Annotated in this window: 16 protein-coding genes; 5 read left to right on the top strand and 11 right to left on the bottom strand. The window is 53.7% G+C overall.

Annotated elements, in window-relative coordinates:
• Positions 1-307 precede the first annotated feature (307 nt).
• The 3 genes from E1757_RS30395 to E1757_RS30385 all read right to left on the bottom strand — a co-directional run bounded on the left by E1757_RS30395 (position 308) and on the right by E1757_RS30385 (position 4,169).
• Complete coding sequence (locus E1757_RS30395; protein ID WP_342774612.1) at positions 308-1,273, bottom strand: bile acid:sodium symporter family protein; 966 nt, start codon at positions 1,271-1,273, stop codon at positions 308-310.
• A 240-nt stretch (positions 1,274-1,513) separates the two neighbouring features.
• Positions 1,514-2,890, bottom strand: coding sequence for a UTP--glucose-1-phosphate uridylyltransferase (locus E1757_RS30390; protein ID WP_133235366.1), 1,377 nt, complete (start codon positions 2,888-2,890; stop codon positions 1,514-1,516).
• Positions 2,891-3,119: 229 nt separating this feature from the next.
• A complete protein-coding gene (locus E1757_RS30385; protein WP_133235364.1) occupies positions 3,120-4,169 on the bottom strand; it encodes a hypothetical protein in 1,050 nt (349 codons plus the stop codon).
• A gap of 223 nt (positions 4,170-4,392) precedes the next feature.
• Between E1757_RS30385 and E1757_RS30380 the strand changes: the two genes are divergently transcribed.
• Positions 4,393-4,671: a hypothetical protein gene (locus tag E1757_RS30380; RefSeq protein ID WP_133235362.1), complete on the top strand. Its 279-nt coding sequence runs from the start codon at positions 4,393-4,395 to the stop codon at positions 4,669-4,671.
• Between the two features lie 13 nt (positions 4,672-4,684).
• The gene (locus E1757_RS30375) at positions 4,685-5,527 is read left to right on the top strand and encodes a phytanoyl-CoA dioxygenase family protein (protein ID WP_133235360.1); all 843 of its coding nucleotides are present in this window, start codon (positions 4,685-4,687) and stop codon (positions 5,525-5,527) included.
• A 748-nt stretch (positions 5,528-6,275) separates the two neighbouring features.
• Here E1757_RS30375 and E1757_RS30370 read toward each other — a convergent pair.
• The 3 genes from E1757_RS30370 to arfA form a co-directional block, all read right to left on the bottom strand.
• A complete protein-coding gene (locus E1757_RS30370) occupies positions 6,276-7,121 on the bottom strand; it encodes an amidohydrolase family protein (protein ID WP_181956710.1) in 846 nt (281 codons plus the stop codon).
• 104 nt (positions 7,122-7,225) lie between these two features.
• A complete protein-coding gene (locus E1757_RS30365; RefSeq protein WP_133235356.1) occupies positions 7,226-8,149 on the bottom strand; it encodes a phosphotransferase family protein in 924 nt (307 codons plus the stop codon).
• 231 nt (positions 8,150-8,380) lie between these two features.
• The gene (arfA, locus tag E1757_RS30360; RefSeq protein WP_133235354.1) at positions 8,381-9,898 is read right to left on the bottom strand and encodes an arabinosylfuranosidase ArfA; all 1,518 of its coding nucleotides are present in this window, start codon (positions 9,896-9,898) and stop codon (positions 8,381-8,383) included.
• A 208-nt stretch (positions 9,899-10,106) separates the two neighbouring features.
• Between arfA and E1757_RS30355 the strand changes: the two genes are divergently transcribed.
• The 3 genes from E1757_RS30355 (at position 10,107) to hrpB (ending at position 14,137) form a co-directional block, all read left to right on the top strand.
• Positions 10,107-11,012 carry an ArsR/SmtB family transcription factor gene (locus E1757_RS30355; RefSeq protein WP_133235352.1) on the top strand — a complete coding sequence of 302 codons (906 nt, stop codon included), beginning with the start codon at positions 10,107-10,109 and terminating at the stop codon, positions 11,010-11,012.
• A 110-nt stretch (positions 11,013-11,122) separates the two neighbouring features.
• Entirely contained in the window at positions 11,123-11,350 is a 228-nt protein-coding gene (locus E1757_RS30350; RefSeq protein ID WP_133235350.1) for a 3-dehydroquinate dehydratase, read from the top strand.
• Positions 11,351-11,485: 135 nt separating this feature from the next.
• Positions 11,486-14,137 (top strand): ATP-dependent helicase HrpB, encoded by a 2,652-nt coding sequence (gene hrpB, locus E1757_RS30345; RefSeq protein WP_246079646.1) that lies wholly within the window; start codon positions 11,486-11,488, stop codon positions 14,135-14,137.
• Between the two features lie 94 nt (positions 14,138-14,231).
• Here the strand turns inward: hrpB and E1757_RS30340 are convergent, their stop codons facing one another.
• The 5 genes from E1757_RS30340 to E1757_RS30320 all read right to left on the bottom strand — a co-directional run bounded on the left by E1757_RS30340 (position 14,232) and on the right by E1757_RS30320 (position 19,584).
• Positions 14,232-15,767, bottom strand: coding sequence for a hypothetical protein (locus E1757_RS30340; protein ID WP_133235348.1), 1,536 nt, complete (start codon positions 15,765-15,767; stop codon positions 14,232-14,234).
• A 220-nt stretch (positions 15,768-15,987) separates the two neighbouring features.
• Positions 15,988-16,500, bottom strand: a complete 513-nt coding sequence (locus tag E1757_RS30335; RefSeq protein WP_133235346.1) for an acyl-CoA thioesterase — start codon at positions 16,498-16,500, stop codon at positions 15,988-15,990.
• Positions 16,501-16,829: 329 nt separating this feature from the next.
• Positions 16,830-17,825 carry an SDR family oxidoreductase gene (locus E1757_RS30330; RefSeq protein ID WP_133235344.1) on the bottom strand — a complete coding sequence of 332 codons (996 nt, stop codon included), beginning with the start codon at positions 17,823-17,825 and terminating at the stop codon, positions 16,830-16,832.
• 17 nt (positions 17,826-17,842) lie between these two features.
• Positions 17,843-18,358 (bottom strand): GNAT family N-acetyltransferase, encoded by a 516-nt coding sequence (locus tag E1757_RS30325; RefSeq protein WP_246079645.1) that lies wholly within the window; start codon positions 18,356-18,358, stop codon positions 17,843-17,845.
• Positions 18,359-18,624: 266 nt separating this feature from the next.
• On the bottom strand, positions 18,625-19,584 hold the full coding sequence (locus tag E1757_RS30320) for a mannonate dehydratase (RefSeq protein WP_165972364.1): 960 nt from the start codon (positions 19,582-19,584) through the stop codon (positions 18,625-18,627).
• Between the last annotated feature and the right edge of the window lie 89 nt (positions 19,585-19,673).

The raw sequence follows: 19,673 nt of genomic DNA, 5'->3' as shown, positions 1-19,673 counted from the left end.
AATTAGACAAGGATAAAAGGCTTCGCCGTCCTTCGTGAGCGCGTTTGTCAAGGTTGTGCGAAGCTAAGTATAAAATCTTATACTTTTTATTCTACCAAAAAACTTAATATCCTTTAGAATAGCCAACCCCGCTTAAAAATAGCCTATTTTATTCATGAAATCAACCGCTTGCCGAAATCCCGCGAAGAGCCGGTATCCGTATCCGGTATCGCAGAGCGGCGACAGTCTCCTTTTACATTGCTGCAAAAAAATATCCCGCTCGCCAGCTGATGCCGTGTCGGGATTAAAAACGAAAAAATAATTTCGATTATGCCGCTTTGGTAGCTGCCGGCCCGTTCATGCCATAGCTTTTGCTGAGCCGGTGACCGTACAGCGCCGCGAGAATTTGCTGGAACAGCATCCCCGCGATAACCGGAAGCGCGACCGGCGGCGGGAAAAACGTTGTGGCCAATACGGCTCCGGCGCTCAAATTGCGCATGCCCGAGTTGAACGTTAATGCAATCGTCAAATCGCGGTCCCAACCCATCAGTTTGGCAAACAACCAGCCTAGCATATAGCCGATTGTCGCACAAACGAAGGCGACGAGAATGATAACGACGAGCTTGGTGTTCATTTGCTGCAAATACGGCGCGATCACGGCACCGTTCAATGCAACGACGATAAACAAGGCGATTTTGGAAAATGGCGCAAGGTTCGGGCCCCATGACGCTTTAATTTTCCCTTTTGTAATTTGGTTGAGCGCCATACCGATCAAAGACGGAATAACGACCATCCATAAGAGCCCCCGCATAATATCCCAGGCGTCCATCTGCACCTTCGCGCCTACGAGCAAGGAAAGGCTGAACGGCACAATAAACGGCGACAATATCGTGTCCAGCAATATTAAAGCCAGCGTAAGCGCCACATTGCCGCGATATATCGTCACCCATACGAGGCTGATAACGCCGGTAGGGATTACGAACATCAGTACGAAGCCGCTTAAGGTCAGATCGTCCCCGGGAAAAAACAAATTGCCTGCGCCCCAGCCGACCAGCGGCATCACCACATGCAAAATAACGAAAATCGCAATGATTGGAAGCGGATGCATCATGACTTTGCCTAAATCTTTAAAATTCGAGCCGAGACTTCCGGCAAACGTCATTGCGGCAAAAACCCACGGCGCCAAAAAACTGTACGAATGCAGCCATGACGTGCACAACAAACCTAATACTACACCGGTCGGCGTCAAAAATGGCATCGCTTTCTCAAGAAATTTGTTCAGTCTGTTAATCATCAGCAGCCCTCTTTAGTAGTCGTTTTAAAAATCAACACAAATTCTTCATTTATTCTAGCACATTTTTTTCGAGTCAAAGGAACTATTATTGCGATTTCCATAAAATAACGAACCAAATTTGCCATCGAATTTTCTTTTTGGGGTTGAAAACAAATTTTATAGCCGTATTTTCCATACTCCCGGAGGGCTCCTGTCCGGGCGTTTCCTATGAAAGCCTGCTTAGCCGTCTGCGTGAACCCCTCATGACCGCCCGGGCTCGGGCTTGGGATCAAGCTCCGGCTTGAAATGCTCCAGGCCTTCCCCGGCATACGACACCAACGGGGAGATTTCGATTTCCCGGTCCTTCAACCGCTCCGCAGGAACGCCGGCGGCAAGCAGCCAGCTGCGGTGCAGGCCGAACAGCATCCGCCTTGCCGATTCCGGGCTGTCCTCGCCCGCCTTGTTTTTAATCGGCGCAAATTCGGACTCCCGCTTCATCAGCAGTACCGTAATATGATCGGCCAACGGAAAAAAATCAAAATGATGCCGTTCGAACTTATAGGCGTTCGGTTCGTCAGGTGCGATCAACGCGCCGGTTTCGTCGATAAACGGTATCTTTTTATGCGCGATATGAAAAGGGAGCTGAGCATTCGTATGGCGTTCGATAAAATCGGTGCGGAACAGCTGGATCGACAGATTGGCCAACCGGTATTTCAGCTTCCCCTGCACGTCAGCTTCATGCCTAAGCGAATCCGCAATTTCGGTATACTCGACGACGGCCGGGCGCCCGTTCTTCAAACAAACAATACCGACCTTCTCCGCGGGATCCGTCTTCTCGATTACCTTCGTCGCGATCGGGTTGTTGAAGTGGGCCGCGACTCCGACAAACAAAGGGTCGGCCACCTTGATCAGCGCATTATCGACATTGTAATAAAACAGCCATTCCACGCCGCGGCGCTTCATATCGGCCAGACCGCCCGAACGCGCCAGCGCCGCAAAGCAATCCCCGTTGCCGCTCGGCGCGAGGTTGATCCGGTCCTTGGCCGCAAGCAGCACGTTTCCATGGACATCCAATGCAGGCAGCACCGCTTGTTCGAAAAAGAAGCAGTCATCCGGCGCACAGCCGAAATGATCATGCTCCTTAAAAAAGCGGACCGTCTCCGCATGATTATCCGGGCTTGTCATGATATACCACGGGACCGCACGCCCCGCTCTTGCAGACAAATTGATCAGCCGTTCCGCCTGCAGCTGGAACAGCGATTTATGCGATGGCAGCCCGATATCGAACGTTCCCTTCGGTCCTTCATGTCCCAAACGGCTCCCCTGGCCGCCGGCAACGACCAATGCGCCGACCTTGCCCTGTCGCAGCAGCTCCCAGCCCTTGCGTTCAAACCGCCGCTGCTCCCCGCTGTCAAACTTGTCCCAATCGTATGCCTGTACAGGTTCAATGACGGCATCGTCTCCGGCAGCTGACGGACCGTTGTGCGCGATGCTCTTGATCAGCTCAAAATCAAGGCTTAATATTTCACGAATCAGCTTGTCTCGCGAGTCAGCGGATAATTGCGGATAAAAACGAAGCAGCTGTTCTTGCCCGTACGCTGCGAGCAAAGCAGCCGCTTGTTCCCGTTCGGATGGCATAAGATCCCTCATTTCCTTTTCATTTCATGCCCAATATGCCTCATTGTACCATATGACGTATCAGTCCAAGTAAGAAAAAAGATCGTTATTGAATTACGGCTGCGACGCAGCGGTAAGATCTCCGCGAAGCGCCGAATTGGAGGCGGCGATTCCGCTTTTTGTCAATCGGAAAATTGAAAAAGCCGCCAAGCTTATCATCAAGCCTGGCAGCCATTTCCCCTATATCCGCTTAGTTACCGCGAGGTTGCTTCTTCATTTCCACGAACTGCTTGATTTGATCGGTTAAACCGTCCTTGATGTTCGCGATCAATTGATCCTCGCCGATGCCTTTCTCCTGGGCGATTTCAACCAGCGATTTGCCTGCGCTCATACCGGTTTTCAATTCTTCCGCGGTTGCGTCGGCCGCTTTGGCCAAAGCTTCGGGATCGCCCAAGCCGCCAAAGCCCCGTTTGCCGTCGAAGCCGCCTTTGCCACCGAAGCCGCCTTTGCCCTCGAACCCTTTCTGGTTCGTGCTTGTAATTTCCTTCTTCAACCGGTCGGCCAAAGCCGTTTTCGCTTTATCCGCCTGCTCTTGCGTCAGCTTGCCTGCGCTCACCGCTTCATCGATCGACTTATTTTGCGCATCGGTCAGCTTTTGCAAATAATCGGCTTCGCTCAGCCCTTTTTCCTGGGCAAATTGCGAAAGTGTTTTGCCGGCTTTCAGCGCTTCCTGAACCGCGCTTTCGTCAACGCCCAGCAATGTCGCCGTTTCCTTCAATATGTTGCCGCCGCGGAATCCGGCTTCTTTGCCGATTCCGGGACCGCCGGGAAGCTTGCCGCCCTTGCCGAATCCAGCATTCTCAATCTCCTTGGTCAGCCGGTCCGTCAAATTCGCCGTTTGCTTATCCGCCTGCTCTTGCGTCAGCTTGCCTGCGGTAACCGCTGCAGCGATCGCCTCTTTTTCCGCTTCGGTCAGCTTTTGCAAATAATCTTCCTTGGTCAAGCCTTTATCCTGCGCAAGCTGCAGCAAGCTTTTACCCTGCTTCAATTCGTCCATGACAACGGTAGCGTCCACACCGAGCAATGCCGCCGTTTCCTTGATCACGTTCCCGGACCGGAATTCGAAGCCTTGGCGCTTCTCTTGTCCGCGCTCGCCTTGATTTTTTTTCGTTACAGCCGATGTCGCTGGACCCGTTGTGCCGGCATCCTCCGCATTGGCATGGGTAAGCAGCCCCGCTCCGCCCAGCAAAAAGCTTGCCGCAATCGCGCCCGTTAAAATTTTCTTCTCGAATGGTTTCATCGACATGTCCACCTTTGTATTGGATTTTGTTACAAATCCGAGTATAGGCTTCTTTCCTTAAAAGGATATGAATACCAGTTGAGCCGCACATGAATGTTTGCTGAAAGTTTGCTGAAAACTGCGGTATAATAAAAACATAGCCGAAAATATCGGCGTCTTTACGGCTTTTTGCCGGGTATCCGGTCCTATATGGAACGAGCTTCCGAATCCAAATGAGAAGGATATGCGTCATCAATTGAAAACGCTGTCAGAGATGACTCCCGACATGCAGGTCGCGGCAGAACTGCTCGAAAGCTCGCGTTCCGTTTCCGATTTGGCGGATATGTTCGGCTTTACATTTATTATTTTCCCAGGCGGTTTACCGAATATTACGGCATTTCCCACACTGCTTTCCGTTCCGGTCATTTTGACCGAAAAAAATGACAACTTTAAGGTCAAATGTCAAAATACAATCGGTGGCCGTCCTCTTATAATGGAAACAAGCAACATCGAATTCCAATAAGGAGTGATTGACTATGGATAGCGCATTGGGCAGCTTGACGCCGGAGCAAACAAACTTTTATCAGGAGGAAGGCTACTTGGTGCTGCCGGAATTATTGACCGAAGCGGAGCTGGAGCCGCCCAAGCGGGCGATGAACGACAAAGTTTCACAAATCGCCGAGGAGCTGTACGGAGCCGGACTGATCCGGGATAAGCTCGAAGCCAGCCCTTTCCGGTATCGATTGGCGGAGCTGTTTCAAGGACTTGACGAGGAGCATTTTTTGAAATACGGACGGAGCTGGCGTGACCGGCTTCCGGGCTATTTCGAGCTGATGAATAACGCTAAAATTTTGAACGCGGTGGAATCGTTAATCGGCGGCGAAATATTCGCCAATCCGGTCTATAATGTGCGGCCCAAAGTCCCGAAGGTTGCCGCGGGCGCCGTGCCTTGGCATCAGGACAAGTCATACTGGCCGGACGCCAACGCCAACCCCGTCATCACCGTCTGGATTCCGTTGGTCGATTCGACCCACGAGAACGGCTGCCTGCACCTGAAACCGCGAACCCACAAGCAGAAGCTGCTTGCCTGGCATCGCGAAGCGTTGACGGGTACCGGCTACACGGCTTTAACCGAAAGCCAGCTGGGACCGACGCCGACCGTCGCGCTGCCGGTAAAAGCCGGTTCGGCGATATTATTCAACGACAGGTGCATCCATATGTCAACGCCCAACCGTTCGAATGAAGTGCGCTGGAGCGTGGACCTTCGTTATCAGCCGACCGACCAGGACCCGATGCCGCAGCATGGAACCGGCTTTTTGGCGCGAAGCCGCCTCCATCCGGAGCGGCAGACAACGCTGGAGGAATGGCTGCGGGACTGACTCAAAAAAGGAGGCTGTCCCAAAGATCATTTTTTGATTTTCAGCCCCCCACTCTGATATGAATTTGTAAGTAAAAAGCCACTTCCATTCCCGCTTATTATAGTGGTGCTGGAGGCGGCTTTGCATATTTTCCGGGACTGTATCACCAGTTGAAACCCTTATGGGACAGCCCCTCATCCACCTTCATTTTTTACAACAAAATAGCGGTGAGGATTAAAGCCGTAATCAGCCTTCTGCGAACAATGCGGCCCCTGGAGTTATATTTTATTTGACAAGCCATTAAAAAGTGCGGGGCAGATTGCTGTATATATTGAACTAATGGTTTAAGTTTCATTGGAAAGGATTTATTCCAAGGCAACGATTGAGAAAGGATGATAGGAAAAACTGCAATTGCACATCTTTTCTTCTACTCATCGCTTCGCATGATTAAGTTCCTGCGAAACTGCATGTTTTCTCCGCTTCCTATTGCGTTCGCTCCCTAATCCGTTCGAACTCCTGCATATTTGTCGGAATTTCTATTGAATGAGTCATTTCGATAAAAAAACCTGCACTATCTCAGGAATTTCCTTTTTCTGGATCTCTACAAAATCAAAAATGAAATAGCTACTCCTCCAAGGGCAGGCGCGTTTATCAAAAATGCAAAGCATTGTATGCAACATTTGCTTACAACAAACAAGAAGAACGCCCCAAGCCGCTCTACAATCCAAGGCGCGTCGGGACGTTCTTTCTTATTGCTTCATGCTTATCCTTATCGCTGCAGATGCTCCAGCTTATAGAAACGCAGCGCGTTGCCGCCGAACAGAGCCGCCTTCTCCCGTTCGCCCCACGTTTTGGGCAGCGCCTCATCCAGCGTCCGCACGACCTGATCGTAGCTGGCGGCCAACAGGCATACCGGCCAGTCGCTGCCGAACATGACGCGCTCCGGGCCGAACAGGTCGAGCGTATGCCGGATATATGGGGTCAGCTGCTCCGGTTGCCAAGCACGATGATCCGCTTCCGTCACCATCCCGGACAGCTTGCAGTAAATGCCCGGGTAGGAAGCTATCTCCTCCATCTGCTCCGCCCACGGCTGCCACTGGCCTGCCGCGATATCCGGCTTGGCGATATGATCGATCACGGCATGCAGGCCCGGCACCGCTTTCAACAGCTTCAATACGGAAGGCAGCTGGCTCGAATGCATCAGCAGGTCGACGGGAAAGCCGATGCCGGCAAAATGGCGCAGCGCTTCGATAACTTCCGGCTCCAGCACTTCATCCGCATTTTCCATTTCCTGAATCATGACGCGGAATCCGACGAACGACGGATGCTTCCTAAACGTTTGAAACTGCTCCAAATAATTCGGACTGTGCAGGTCAAGCCAGCCGACGATACCGGCAATGGACTCGTTGGAAGCCGCCAATTCGAGCATAAACTCCGTATCGCGCAGTGTCGGCGCGGCTTGCACGACGATCGTTTTATCGATGCCGTTGTCCGTCAAATGCCGCAATAAATCGGCCGGACCGAAATCTTTATAAATGGCCTTCATCTCGGGAGAGATCCAGCCGTAATCGCCTCTCTCCAGCTTCCAATAATGCTGATGCGCATCTACTCTCACTCTTCGTTCCCCCCAATTGGAATTGCAGCCGCTGAAGTTCAACGAACAGGGGCTACAACCCATTTATACAATAAAATGGACGGGAAGTATATATCCAATGACGTTTAACCGGTCAAAGAAAGCAAAAAGCTGCGGAGCGAATCATAGGAAGACTTGCGTCCCGTCTTGGCATAAAAGCGGAGCCCGTCCAGCCCTTTATAATAACGGGCTCCCAGCAGCCGTTCCTTAAAATCGGGAATGCCGATGCCCATCCGCTCATAATGATCCTGAAAAGCCTGAATGGCGTCCTTTCCCGGAATAGCGCCCTCGGCAATCGATATATCGATCACAAAATCGCCGTACAAGCAGTTGCCGTCTATGATGCCCGTCAGCGAGCGCCCGTCCGTAATCAAATTCCAGGCATGACAATCGTTATGGACAAAATACCGGTGAGGCGCATTGTATGGAGCGTAATGAAGCAGCCGTGCGCGGCACTCCTCGAATACGTCCCTTTCCAAAAAACCGCTGCGGAACAGCTCATGCCAATTTTCCCAAAAATTGCCCTTCTGATCTTCCTTATAAAAATCATGCAAGTATGCTTCCCAACTGACATAAGTCCCATCTCCGGCCGGTCCGATCCAGCCGAAGCCGCTTGTCGGACCAAGCTCCACCTGATTCATCCGGGTAATTAGCCCAACAAGCTCCGGCACAAGCTCATTCTTTTGCGCTTCCGGCAAATCGGCCAACACGCCGCCTTCAATACGATCCGAAATCGAAAATACGAACGGTCCGGCCGTATCTTCCTTATAACAGCGTGGATAAGGAACCCCCTGGGAGGTCAGCAGCTCCGATATGCAGCGGTCCCGCTTGAACGCATCCGGAATAGCGCTGACGCGAAGAACGAAGCCTTTGCCTTCCGAGTCGAAGAAAAAGACGCTGCTCAAGTTTCCGCCTGAAACGGCGGTCACATGATCCGTCTGTCTGCCCCAATACCGATCCAATAAAGACATTGCCTCTGTAAGGCCGATGTCGGGCTTGCGATAATCCATAAGCTTCCTCCTGTCCCCGTTCCAACTGTCGCGCGGGTCATTTACCGCTATTATGACAGGTTCGGCCGTCCGCGTTAAGAGGAATTATCATTATAACGATTGTTCCGCTCCCGCGTACTGCCGACATGAATGCAAAAAAAGCCGCCGGATGGGAACCCCGGCACGCTGCTGTGCTTCGGCTTCCATTCCGGGGCTCGTACTCTCTGTGAGACGCCATAAAAAAGATTGCGTTTAGCTGCGCGCTTTTAGCCGGATCACGTTCCACGACAGCTTCGGCAGGCTTGCTTGAATGTAACCGTCCTTCGCTTGCGCGCCGCCGCGGCTGTGCGGAACGACCCGATTCGGAACGGCGGCGGTATTGACCGCTTTCATATCGTCATGCTCCAGTACGATATGCTCGATTACCTCGTAACCGGCAAATCCGCGGATATCCGCATCGAGCTGCAGCGCAGCCGCGGAATCCTTATTGACGGCAAACACGGTCAGCTCTTCGTTTTCCTCGTTGTAGACCGCCGTCGCTTCCAGGTAAGGCACATCCGTAAAATCTTTGCTGTCGTATTTGGGCGAAGAAATGATCGGGTTCAGCGCGACGCCTCTGCCGTAGACAGACGCATGCATGTACGGATAAAAAATCGTTTGCCGCCATGCCGCCCCGCCGTTCTCCGTCATAATCGGCGCAATGACATTGACCAATTGAGCCATGCAGGCGATTTTAACGCGGTCCGAATTGCACAGCAGCGTAATCAGCAGGCAGCCGACCAGCAGCGCATCCTCAAACGTATATACGTCCTCCAGCTGCGGAGGCGCGAACGACCACGGCTCTCTTTTACGGTCCGCCTCCCTGGAATGAAACCATACGTTCCACTCGTCGAACGAAAGGTACATCGTCTTTTTGCTCCGCTTTTTCGCCTTGATATAATCGCAGGTCGCAATAATTTCTTTAATAAAATAGTCCATATCGAGCGACCGGGCCAAATAGTTCGGGAGATCGTTATTCGGATTGCCGTAATAAGTATGGAGCGACAAATAGTCGACATGTTCGTATGTATGATCCAGCACCGTCGCTTCCCACTCCGCATAGGTCGGCATCGACCGGTTGGAGCTTCCGCAGGCGACCAGCTCGATGCCGGGATCGACCCATTTCATGACTTTGGCCGACTCGACGGCTATTCTTCCGTATTCTACCGCCGTCCGGTGGCCGATCTGCCAAGGACCGTCCATTTCATTGCCCAGGCACCACGTTTTAATTTTGTGAGGCTCCTGATAACCGTGCGAGATGCGCAGATCGCTCCAATAGGAGCCGGACGGATGATTGCAATATTCGACCAAATTGCGGGCGGCGTCAATGCCGCGCGTGCCCAAATTGACCGCCATATTGACCTCGGAGTTCACCAGCTTGGCCCATTTCATAAATTCATTCGTTCCGACTTCGTTGGGCTCGACGGTTTTCCAGGCCAGCTCCAGCCTTGACGGACGCTCGGCCACCGGTCCGACCCCGTCCTCCCAGTTATAGCCGGATACAAAATTGCCGCCGGGATAACGGATAATCGGCACCCCGATCTCATTGATCAGGTCGACCACGTCTTTGCGGAACCCGTTTTCATCCGCCGCCGGATGGCCCGGCTCGTAAATGCCGCCATACACGGCCCGCCCCAAATGCTCGATGAAGGAGCCGAAAATCCGTTTATCGACCTCGGCAATTTTGAAATCTTTCTCGACAATCATACGCGCTTTCTTCATTTCAGTCATTGCTCGATTCCCCATTTCTTTTATTTTAAATTAATCTAAATCATTTTATATAATAATCCCCCTGACTGCTATTTTATGGGATGCTCTATTGCCATGTCAATATAAAATGTTAGCGCTTTTAGCGAAATCCCAAGGCAATTTCACACTTTCTTTTCTGCGTCTTTTATTTTATAATTTTTTAAAATAGTAAAAAAGAGGAACCTTACCCATGATTCATATCAAAGAACTGAAATCGGGGCTGCCGCTGTTCAAGGCGCTCAGCTCGGACATCCGGATTCAAATTATGGAGCTGCTTGCCGTCCACGAAACATTAAACCTGAATGATCTCGCGGGCAAGCTGAATTTGACCAACGGCGCGGTCACGATGCACATCAAGAAGCTGGAGGAAAGCGGACTGATCAAAATCAACACCGCCGTCGGCAAGCACGGCATTCAAAAAATGTGCTACCTGAACGAAGACAAGCTGATGGTCGATTTGCGGAATAAAGAAAATAAAAATTTGTACGAGGTCGAAATCAAAGTCGGGCATTACAGCGCCTACGAAGCGCTTCCGACCTGCGGGCTGGCCACAAGGGACCGGATTGTCGGGGAATTTGACGACCCGCGCTATTTCGCCGATCCCGAGCATATTCATGCGGAAATCGTATGGCTGACCGAAGGATTTTTCGAATATCGGATTCCGAATTATTTGAAGCCGAATCAGCAGTTCAAGGAGCTGCAGTTTATTATGGAGCTCGGTTCGGAGGCGCCGGGCTACTGCAACAATTGGCCGTCCGACATTTACTTTCACCTGAATGATACGGAAATCGGCTACTGGACGAGCCCGGGCGATTTCGGCGGGGAAAAAGGCATCTTCAATCCCGATTGGTGGTTGCCGAATTTGAATCAATACGGCGTGCTCAAAACGCTCCGCATCAACAAGGAAGGCTCCTTTATCGACGGCCGCAAAATTTCGGACATGACGCTGACCGATATCGGGCTTGATTACAGGAGCGACATTAAGCTGAAGTTTTCGGTCCCGGCCAAAGCCGACAATGTTCACGGTCTGACCTTGTACGGCAGCGCGTTCGGCAACTACAATCAGGATATTATCGCGAGAGTGCTTTATATATAAAGTTACAAAAAAATTTGTGATTTTTATAAAATCGTCATAATTTTTTAAGGTTATTTTAATAATCGTAATATATTCTATTTATATATCCAATTATTAGGTGGGTGACTGGAATGAGACTGTTTATTACGATTCAAAATAAGACCATACCCGTATACTCCGATGAAAAAAATAAAAAGAAATTCAATTTGCTGACCTCCGCGCTCGAAGCCAAATTGGTAAAAGGCAAAAGAGCGGTCAAACGATGCCTGGACTCGATCATCAGCATTGAAATTGTCGGCTGCGAGGCCATTCTGCATTCGTTTAACGAAACCGATTCGTTAGCCCTGTCTCTCTACTAAGAGAGACTTTTTTTCAGCCTTGGTCGTGAAACGGCCAGGGCTCTTCGGCATATTGCTTCAACTTGAATCGGGTTGATGGTACAATCAAGAAATATGCGGCTCGAAGCCGATTACAATAATGGAGAGCTTGTAAGCATGGAGTTGAAAGCGATGAATCATAAATTGCCGATCGATCCGGTGCTGCCGGATGTCATCGAAGCGCTGCGCGCATCCGCAAGCGCCGTGCTGGTCGCCCCGCCGGGCGCGGGAAAGACGACCCGCGTCCCGCTTGCCCTGTTGAACGATGCGGCATGGGACGGACGACGCATCCTGATGCTGGAGCCGCGCCGGATGGCCGCACGTGCGGCCGCGCGGTACATGGCCGCAGCGCTGGGCGAGCAGATAGGCGACACTGTAGGCTACCGCGTCAGGCTTGACAGCAAGGTCGGACCGAAGACGAGAATCGAGGTCATCACGGAGGGTGTGCTCACCCGGCTGCTGCAGCGCGATCCCGCTCTCGAAGACGTCGGCATCGTCATCTTCGACGAGTTTCACGAGCGCAGTCTGCAGGCCGACCTGGGGCTGGCGCTTTGCCTGCAGGCGCAGTCCGTGCTGCGCGACGATCTGCGCCTTCTGGTCATGTCCGCAACGCTGGACGCGGAGCCGATTGCGGCGCTGCTGAACGATGCGCCGATCATCCGCAGCGAGGGCCGCAGCTTTCCGGTCGAGACGGTCTACCTCGACCGGCGTATCGAAGGCCGGATGGAGCCGGCCGTAGCACGCTGCGTCGCCAGAGCGCTCCAGGCGGAGTCCGGCGATCTGCTCGTCTTTTTGCCCGGCGCCGGGGAAATCCGGCGCACGGAGGCGGAGCTGCGGGCGATGCAGCTGGGCGCGCACGTACGGGTCGCCCCGCTGCACGGCAGCCTGCCGCAGCAGGCGCAGGACGCGGCGCTCGCGCCGGGTCCTGCCGGCACGCGGAAGATCGTGCTGGCGACGTCAATCGCCGAGTCGAGCCTGACCGTCGAAGGCGTGCGGGTCGTCATTGACAGCGGCCTGATGCGCGTGCCGCGCTTCTCGACGCGGACCGGCATGACGCGGCTCGAGACGATCGCCGTCTCGCGCGCCTCGGCGGATCAGCGGCGCGGCCGCGCCGGACGGCTCGAGCCCGGCGTCTGCTACCGCCTGTGGACGGAGCAGGACGACAGGCAGCTCGCGCCCCGCACCGTGCCCGAGCTGCTGGAGGCGGATCTCGCGCCGCTGGCGCTCGAGCTTGCCGCGTGGGGCGCGGCGCCGGACGAGCTGCTGTGGCTCGATCCGCCGCCCGCGGCCGCATATGCGCAGGCGCGTGAGCTGCTGGGCCGGCTCGGCGCGCTCGCCGCAGACGGCACGCTCACGCCGCAGGGCCGGCAGATGGTCGAGCTCGGCGTCCATCCGCGGCTCTCGCATATGCTGCTGCAAGCCGTGCCGCTCGGCCTCGGCGCGCTCGCCTGCGAGCTGGCCGCGCTGTTGAACGAGCGCGACATTTTGCGCGGCGACGGCGCGCACAACTGTGACATGCGGCTGCGTCTGGAGGCGCTCCGGCGCGCATCGGCCCGGAGCTCGGCCGATGACGCCGGCCCGGACGGCGCTGCCTCCGCGCTGCCGGCCATCGGCGGGCTCAGCCGCCAAGCCGGAGCCGCAATGGCGGCGGATGCGAACGCCGCCGGTTCCGGCCCCGGCATTGGCACAGATAACGCCGCCGGCCTTGCCGGGCCGCAGACGGATGCGGCAGCCATCCGGCGCATCGTCGCCGAAGCCCGCCAGTGGCGGCGCGCGCTCGGGCTTGCAGAGGGCAAGCCGAACGACGTGAATGACTGCGGCCTGCTGCTGGCGTTCGCATATCCCGACCGGATCGGCCAGCGGCGGTCGTCGGGCCGCTTCCTGCTAAGCGGCGGGCGCGGCGCATATATCGCACAGCAGCAGCCGCTCAGCGATGCGGCCTATTTGGTTGCGGCCGATCTGGACGGGCACGGACCGGAGAGCCGCATCGATCTGGCCGCTCCCGTCAGCCTGCAGGAGCTTGAAGCCCACTTCAGCGATCGGATTTCCGTTGAATCCGGCATCGTCTGGGAGCGCTCCGCCCAAGCCGTGCGCGGACGGAGCCGCCACCGGCTCGGCGCGCTCGTGCTGAAGGAAACGCCGCTTGCTTCGCCGGGCGCGGAGGAGACGCTTGCCGCGCTGCTCGCCGGCATCGCGGAGGAGGGGCTCGGGCTGCTGCCCTGGACGAAGGCGGCAAACCAATACCTGGAACGGCTCCGCTTCATGCGGCATCACGACCTGAAGTGGCCGGACGCTTCCGACGAGGCGCTTCTGGCAGCGCTTGGCGACTGGCTTGGGCCGCATGTCTACGGGATAAAAAGCCGTGCGGAGCTTCAGCGTCTGAAAACCGTCGAGGCGCTGGAATCGCTGCTCACCTGGGATCAGCGCCGCGAGCTCGACTCCGTCGCGCCGACGCATATCGCCGTCCCGAGCGGCTCGCGGATTGCCGTCGATTACGGCAACCCGGCGGCGCCGGCGATTCATGTCAGGCTGCAGGAAATGTTCGGCCTGCAGGAGACGCCCCGCATCGCCGGCGGCAAAGTCCCGTTGACGCTGCACCTGCTATCGCCCGCCCAACGTCCCGTGCAGGTGACGCGGGATTTGGCCAGCTTTTGGCGGGATGCCTACTTTGAGGTCAAAAAAGACCTCAAAGGTCGCTATCCCAAGCATTACTGGCCTGATGACCCGCTCGTCGCGCTGCCGACGAACCGAACCCGTCCCCGGCCGTAAGCGGCCGGGAAGCTTGCGGAAATCGCAAAACAGGAGGACGGGATTCCCCGCCCTCCTGTTTTGCCGCCAAGCTCATAATAGCTCATGGCTATTATTATCCCACATCATTCTTTAATTTGCCGTAATAGCTGCCGCCCTCTTCCTCAGGCTGATACTCCTTCAGCATGCCTTTCGCCGTCGCCTGGTCCCACTGGGCCGGGGTCAGCAGCTTATTATCGCTCTTCAGCTTCATCAAATGAGCCTGAAGCTTCTCCAGTCGGGTAAGAAGCGCTTTAATCTCGCCCGGTGACAGCAAATCGAGCATAGCCAGCTCCAAATCCTCGGGCTTTAACGCCAATATCCGTTCGGCAAGCTCCTGGTCGACGAATTTGCTCAGGCCCGGATACTCCTGCCTCATCTTGTCTACTGCCGTCCGGGTACCGAACGACATGTCATTGTCAATCCCGGTAACGCCCAATACGTTGCCGCTTTGATCGTAATTGATAAAATAATTCCCTTGATGCCGGTCCGCCTGCATTGCCAGCGTATCGATCAACTGCAGCCTGGATAAGCAGCGCTGGAGATTTGCGTCGTCGACGTCCACTTTGCCGCCGCCCCCTTGACCGCCCTTTGCTATTTTTCCGGACTTGCCCATTTTGCCGGCTTCTCCGCCCTTCGCTTTTTCCATAAACGATCCTTGCACCGATTGGCCGTCAGGCGATTGATACACAGCCAGCTCCGCCTTGGCGATGACTCCGGCGCCGAGCATCTGGTCAAGCCGCGACATGGCAACGTTGCGCTTCGCGAGCCGGGCGTCCTGCATATCGATTCCGAAATCTTCGGCAATACCGCTTTCTTTAACCGCAGCTTCTTTCTCATCCTCCGAAGCGTCTTTGCCAAGCTCGTCCGGCGTTAAAATCCTTGTCTTGTCCTGCTTGAACGCCCCTTCACTGCGGCCCTGCTTGAAGAAGCTTACGCTGTTGATACCGCCCTTTTCCGTCTGGTTGGTCGACATCTTATCGTTCAGCACCATCGTGCCATGAGTGATCGATGTAGCGGTTTTCCACTTCATTCCTTTTGCCGGAGGATTATTCATCAGCTCATGGCCCTTTACGACGACCTGCGCCCTTTCGGCTGGGATTGACGCGGCCACCTTCTGAAAATATTCAATCTTCTCATCGGGCTTGCCGTCCTCTTTATCAGCTCCATATTGGCTGATTTCTTTCTCCACATCCGCGTAATATTGCACAATTTGATCCAGCTGGGCCTGGATTGCATTGGAGTCGGAGGCAACCTCCGTGCTGCTTACATAATTATCGAAAACATCCAATTTATCCAAAACTTTACGATAACGCGTACTGTTTTCTTTCAAGTTTTCTTTTACTTTCAGTTTTTTGCCTAACCAGGTATTGGCCAGCGGATTTTTAACATGCTCTTTGGCTTTTCCGGCTTCATCTTCCGCCTGCTGCCGAGTGGGCAGACGCTGGATAAGAGGCGCTTCGCTCCGCATCAGCTGCATTACCGCACGGTTGCCGATCGTGCTCTGCATGCGGGATACATTCGACGCGAACGCCGGCGGACCGCCCGCTGCGGCTCTCCCCTGATGGGACTTGCCAGGTGCTTCTTGACGGCGCTGGACGCGCTCTTTCATCTTCATCCGCCCTCCCGGACCATGCCGCAGCTGCAGCTTGACTCTATGACTCGATTTACATCTATCCCAAGTTGCGCAAGATTCAAGCGCTGCCATTGGCATTTTCAATTTATTGGCAAGTGATATGCATCGAATTATCAGGTAATTTCGTTAAAAATAGTATATTCCAATTCCCGATGCCGTACAATCCGACAATTCGTAAATCGTGTGAAATTTAACGTTATTCCCAAGAAAATTTGACCGTTAAATAATCGGCGAATTCCTTGCTTTCCTCCCGCCGGTGCCGCCGCATTTCCGCCCGTCTCAACGCCGTTTCGTGGAGCCGCTTCTCTTCCTCCGTCTCGGGCACGACCCGCGGTACGGGAAGCGGCTTCTTATGCTCGTCCAGAGCGACGAACGTCAAAAAAGCGGTAGCGGCGATAGCTCTCTCGCCATTTTGCAAATCTTCGGTAATAACCTTGACGAATACTTCCATCGAGCTTCTCCCTGTCCATGTAACGAATGATTCCAGGCAGACGGAATCCGTCATCTGAATCGGCAGCAAAAAGTCGACGGAATCTGTCGATGCCGTCACGACGAAGGACCGGCTGTGTTTGGATGCCGCAATCGAGGCGATATCGTCGATATAAGCCATTAATTTTCCGCCGAACAGCGTGTTGTGGTTATTGACATCCGTAGGAAAAACTCTGGATGTTTTATAGCATCTCGATTCTTTCACAAATCTCGTTTCCATGACTACCGCTCCTTCAAAGTAGATGCGATGCGATTGTATTGTTACCGCATTATAATATCATCTTGCCCTACAGAAAAAAAGAAGCGTTATGCAAAGCTTCCGATGCCTGTCTCAAATCTTTAAAAATGCGCCAGCCCGGAACTTGGATTTTCAAGTTCAAGCTGCCGCAAGCTTAACGGAAGGGGTATAAAACAATGACCGGAATGATGACGGGGGCGAGCAGAACAGCCCTGGAGCATGCGCCGTACTCTGAGACAGTCGATTAAAAGCGGATAAGGGCTTGGAGAAAGTCTGTTCCCCACAATTAATCGACAGTCTCCACTGATCCGCTACCGGCTGCTGTAAGATGCTATAATGTGATCCATCTGATGATTCCACTCCGAATCGACAAGACATCTCTCCGGATGCGCCTCGAACCATTCCACCGATTGCCGCACGCCCATGGCGAAGGGAACCGTAGCTGCGAAATCGGGTACGAAGCGTTTAATTTTAGTATTATCAAATACAGCGCTCGCCGCCTTATCCCCATGCAGGTTACCGACTTCATCCGGTGAAACGGACGTAATAAAATCGCTCGCTATATGAATCAACCGGGGCTCCACGCCAGCCGCTTTCCCGATCGAGTTATAAATTTGATTCCAGCTTAAAACTTCATCCGAAGTAATATGGAAAGCATGGCCGATCGCTTGCGGATTCCCTAACAGCCCTACGAAGCCTTTGGCGAAATCCGTATTGTGGGTCATCGTCCAGAGTGAGGTGCCATCCCCATGAACGATAATCGGCTTTCCTTTACGCATGCGGTCTACGATTGACCATGGTTTGCTCCAGCTGTTCAGCGCTGCGGGAATCATTGTGTACCCGTACGTTAAGGAAGGGCGGACAATGGTTACCGGAAACCCGGATGTGCGATACCGTTCGAGCAGCGCTTCCTCGCACGCTATTTTATTGCGGGAATACGACCAGTAAGGGTTGGCCAGCGGCGTCGACTCCGTGATCAAATAATGCAGCGGCGGCTTCTGGTAGGCTGAAGCAGAGCTGATGAATATATACTGCTCCGTTCGCCCTTCAAACAGCTCGATATCCCGACGTACATCCGCCTCTGTGTAGGCGATCCAATTCACCACAACGTCAAAAGCGGTAACTCCCAGCGCTTCATCTGCCGAAGCCTTGTTCCGGATATCGCCTGTAATAACTTTGGCGCCTTCCGGGACGTGCTCTTGATTATGCCCCCTGTTGAATACGTACAGCTCGATTCCTCTATCCACTGCCAGCTTGGATACAGCTGTACTGATAATGCCGGTACCGCCAATAAACAAAACTTTCACAGCTTCACCGCCCTCATTTATTTCAATAGTTGCTTAACCCAAAATAACGCCAGGTTATGATCCGCTTGAACCGTTTGCCCCGGCTCGACAGGTTGGTTATCGTACATGATCCCCTTGCCGTCAGGAATATAGCCTCTCCTGGCATACATTCGCTGCGCGCTTCCATAGCTCATGATCAGCCCGACGCCAATGCCGACTTTCCCATGCGTTTCCTTTGCCTTCTGCTCAACGGCCTCCATCAAAGCATTGCCTATCCCCCGGCGCCGTAATGGAGGAATCACTTCAAAGTTATTGATTTCGGGGATTTTCATATCCGCAAAAAATGGATAGCTTGAAGTGGTCAGCAGATGCAGCCAACCGGCAAACTTTCCGTTACAGGATGCTATGAGAGTCAGTCTCGCACCGGCTTGATTTTCTTCAAAGCATCTTGCGATGTAATTTTCGGATTTCCCCATATAATATAATTCCAATGTGTTTGCAATCACTTGTGTGTCACTGTTCTTCATCTGTCGTATTTCCAAAGAATCTTCCATAACAGCACCTTCTTTCCGCCTCGGACAAGGTATGCGCCTTTGCCGTCCTCAGGAACGGACGCGTTTGTCAAAATTGTTCGGAGCAATTAAAACAGCAAGAGCCGCCGGATAGGCGGCAATCTTGAAGAACGGTGGCATGCGAAGCGTAAGCTTTTGGGCCGCGCTGTCACGTCAATCGCTTCCCATTGCTCTGACGCGAAACGTTCCGGCCGATGTTATACAATCGGCACAGCCCGAAATGGTCGTTCCGCAACCGGCTGACGCGCTCAGCTTCCGGCGGCTTCCATCAGTCCTTTGATATAACCTACACCGAACAGCCGCCCCAGCAGCTCGTAGCCCGGATGGGCATTGTCTTCCCCTGCCATCGTAGGGACATGGTCAGGCCTCGCAGGCCCTGTGTACCCTACTTCAAAGTACGTCCTCATCGCTTCCAGCATATTCGTTTTACCGTCGTCATGGAATGTTTCCTCGAATTTCTCGGCAGTTCCCCGCACATCGCGGAAATGAACGAAGAACAGTTTGCCTTGCTCCGCAAAGCTGCGAATGACTGTGGGAATATGGTCGCCTGCTGTCGCGAGGGTACCTTGACAAAGCGTAATACCGCTGTATTCGCTCGGCACGAGATCGATAGCCCGCTGTAAAGCGCTTGCGCTTGTCAAAATGCGGGATACGCCGCGAATCGGCGATATCGGCGGATCGTCAGGGTGCAGCGCGAGCTTGACCTTAGATTCCTCGGCGACAGGCACGATCGCCTCCAAATAATATTTCAGGTTTTCCCATAGCTGATCCTCGCTGATGGGCGCATTTTCCGTAAATGGCGCGTCCTTCATCAAGGAATGATCATAGCTAGACACAAGAGCTCCCCCGCGGGTACGGGTTGTGGTGGACGTGCGGAACCAGTTGAACTCCGCCATGAAATCATAACACCAGACGGGAATGCCCACCTTCCCCATATTGCGGATCAGCTCTTGAATGACCGCGATTTCTTCGTCCCTGCCGGGCAAGCCCAATTTGATTTTGTTCGCCGGCGGGCGCGATTCGATAACGGCCAGCTCGAGTCCGGAGTCGTTGAACCGTTTTTTCATATGCATCAGATTGACGAAATCCCACGGCTTTAATCCGTTTTCTTCCTTTGGCAGCGGGCCTACCGCGTAATTAACGCCCATTTGCTTGGCAAGATGCCAAAGCTGATTCGGATGGGAGGAGAACATTTCGGCTAATTTCAACAAGATCACCTCATCATTCAATTTGAAAAATATGATAGAGCCCCCCGGAAGGAGGCCCAACAACCTGCTCGTTCCAAAGGCTGATTATC

It is taken from the genome of Paenibacillus piri (assembly GCF_004354045.1).
Classification (GTDB): domain Bacteria; phylum Bacillota; class Bacilli; order Paenibacillales; family NBRC-103111; genus Paenibacillus_S; species Paenibacillus_S piri.
Note: the sequence above shows the minus strand (reverse complement) of the source record. Positions and strands in the feature narration are given on the sequence as shown.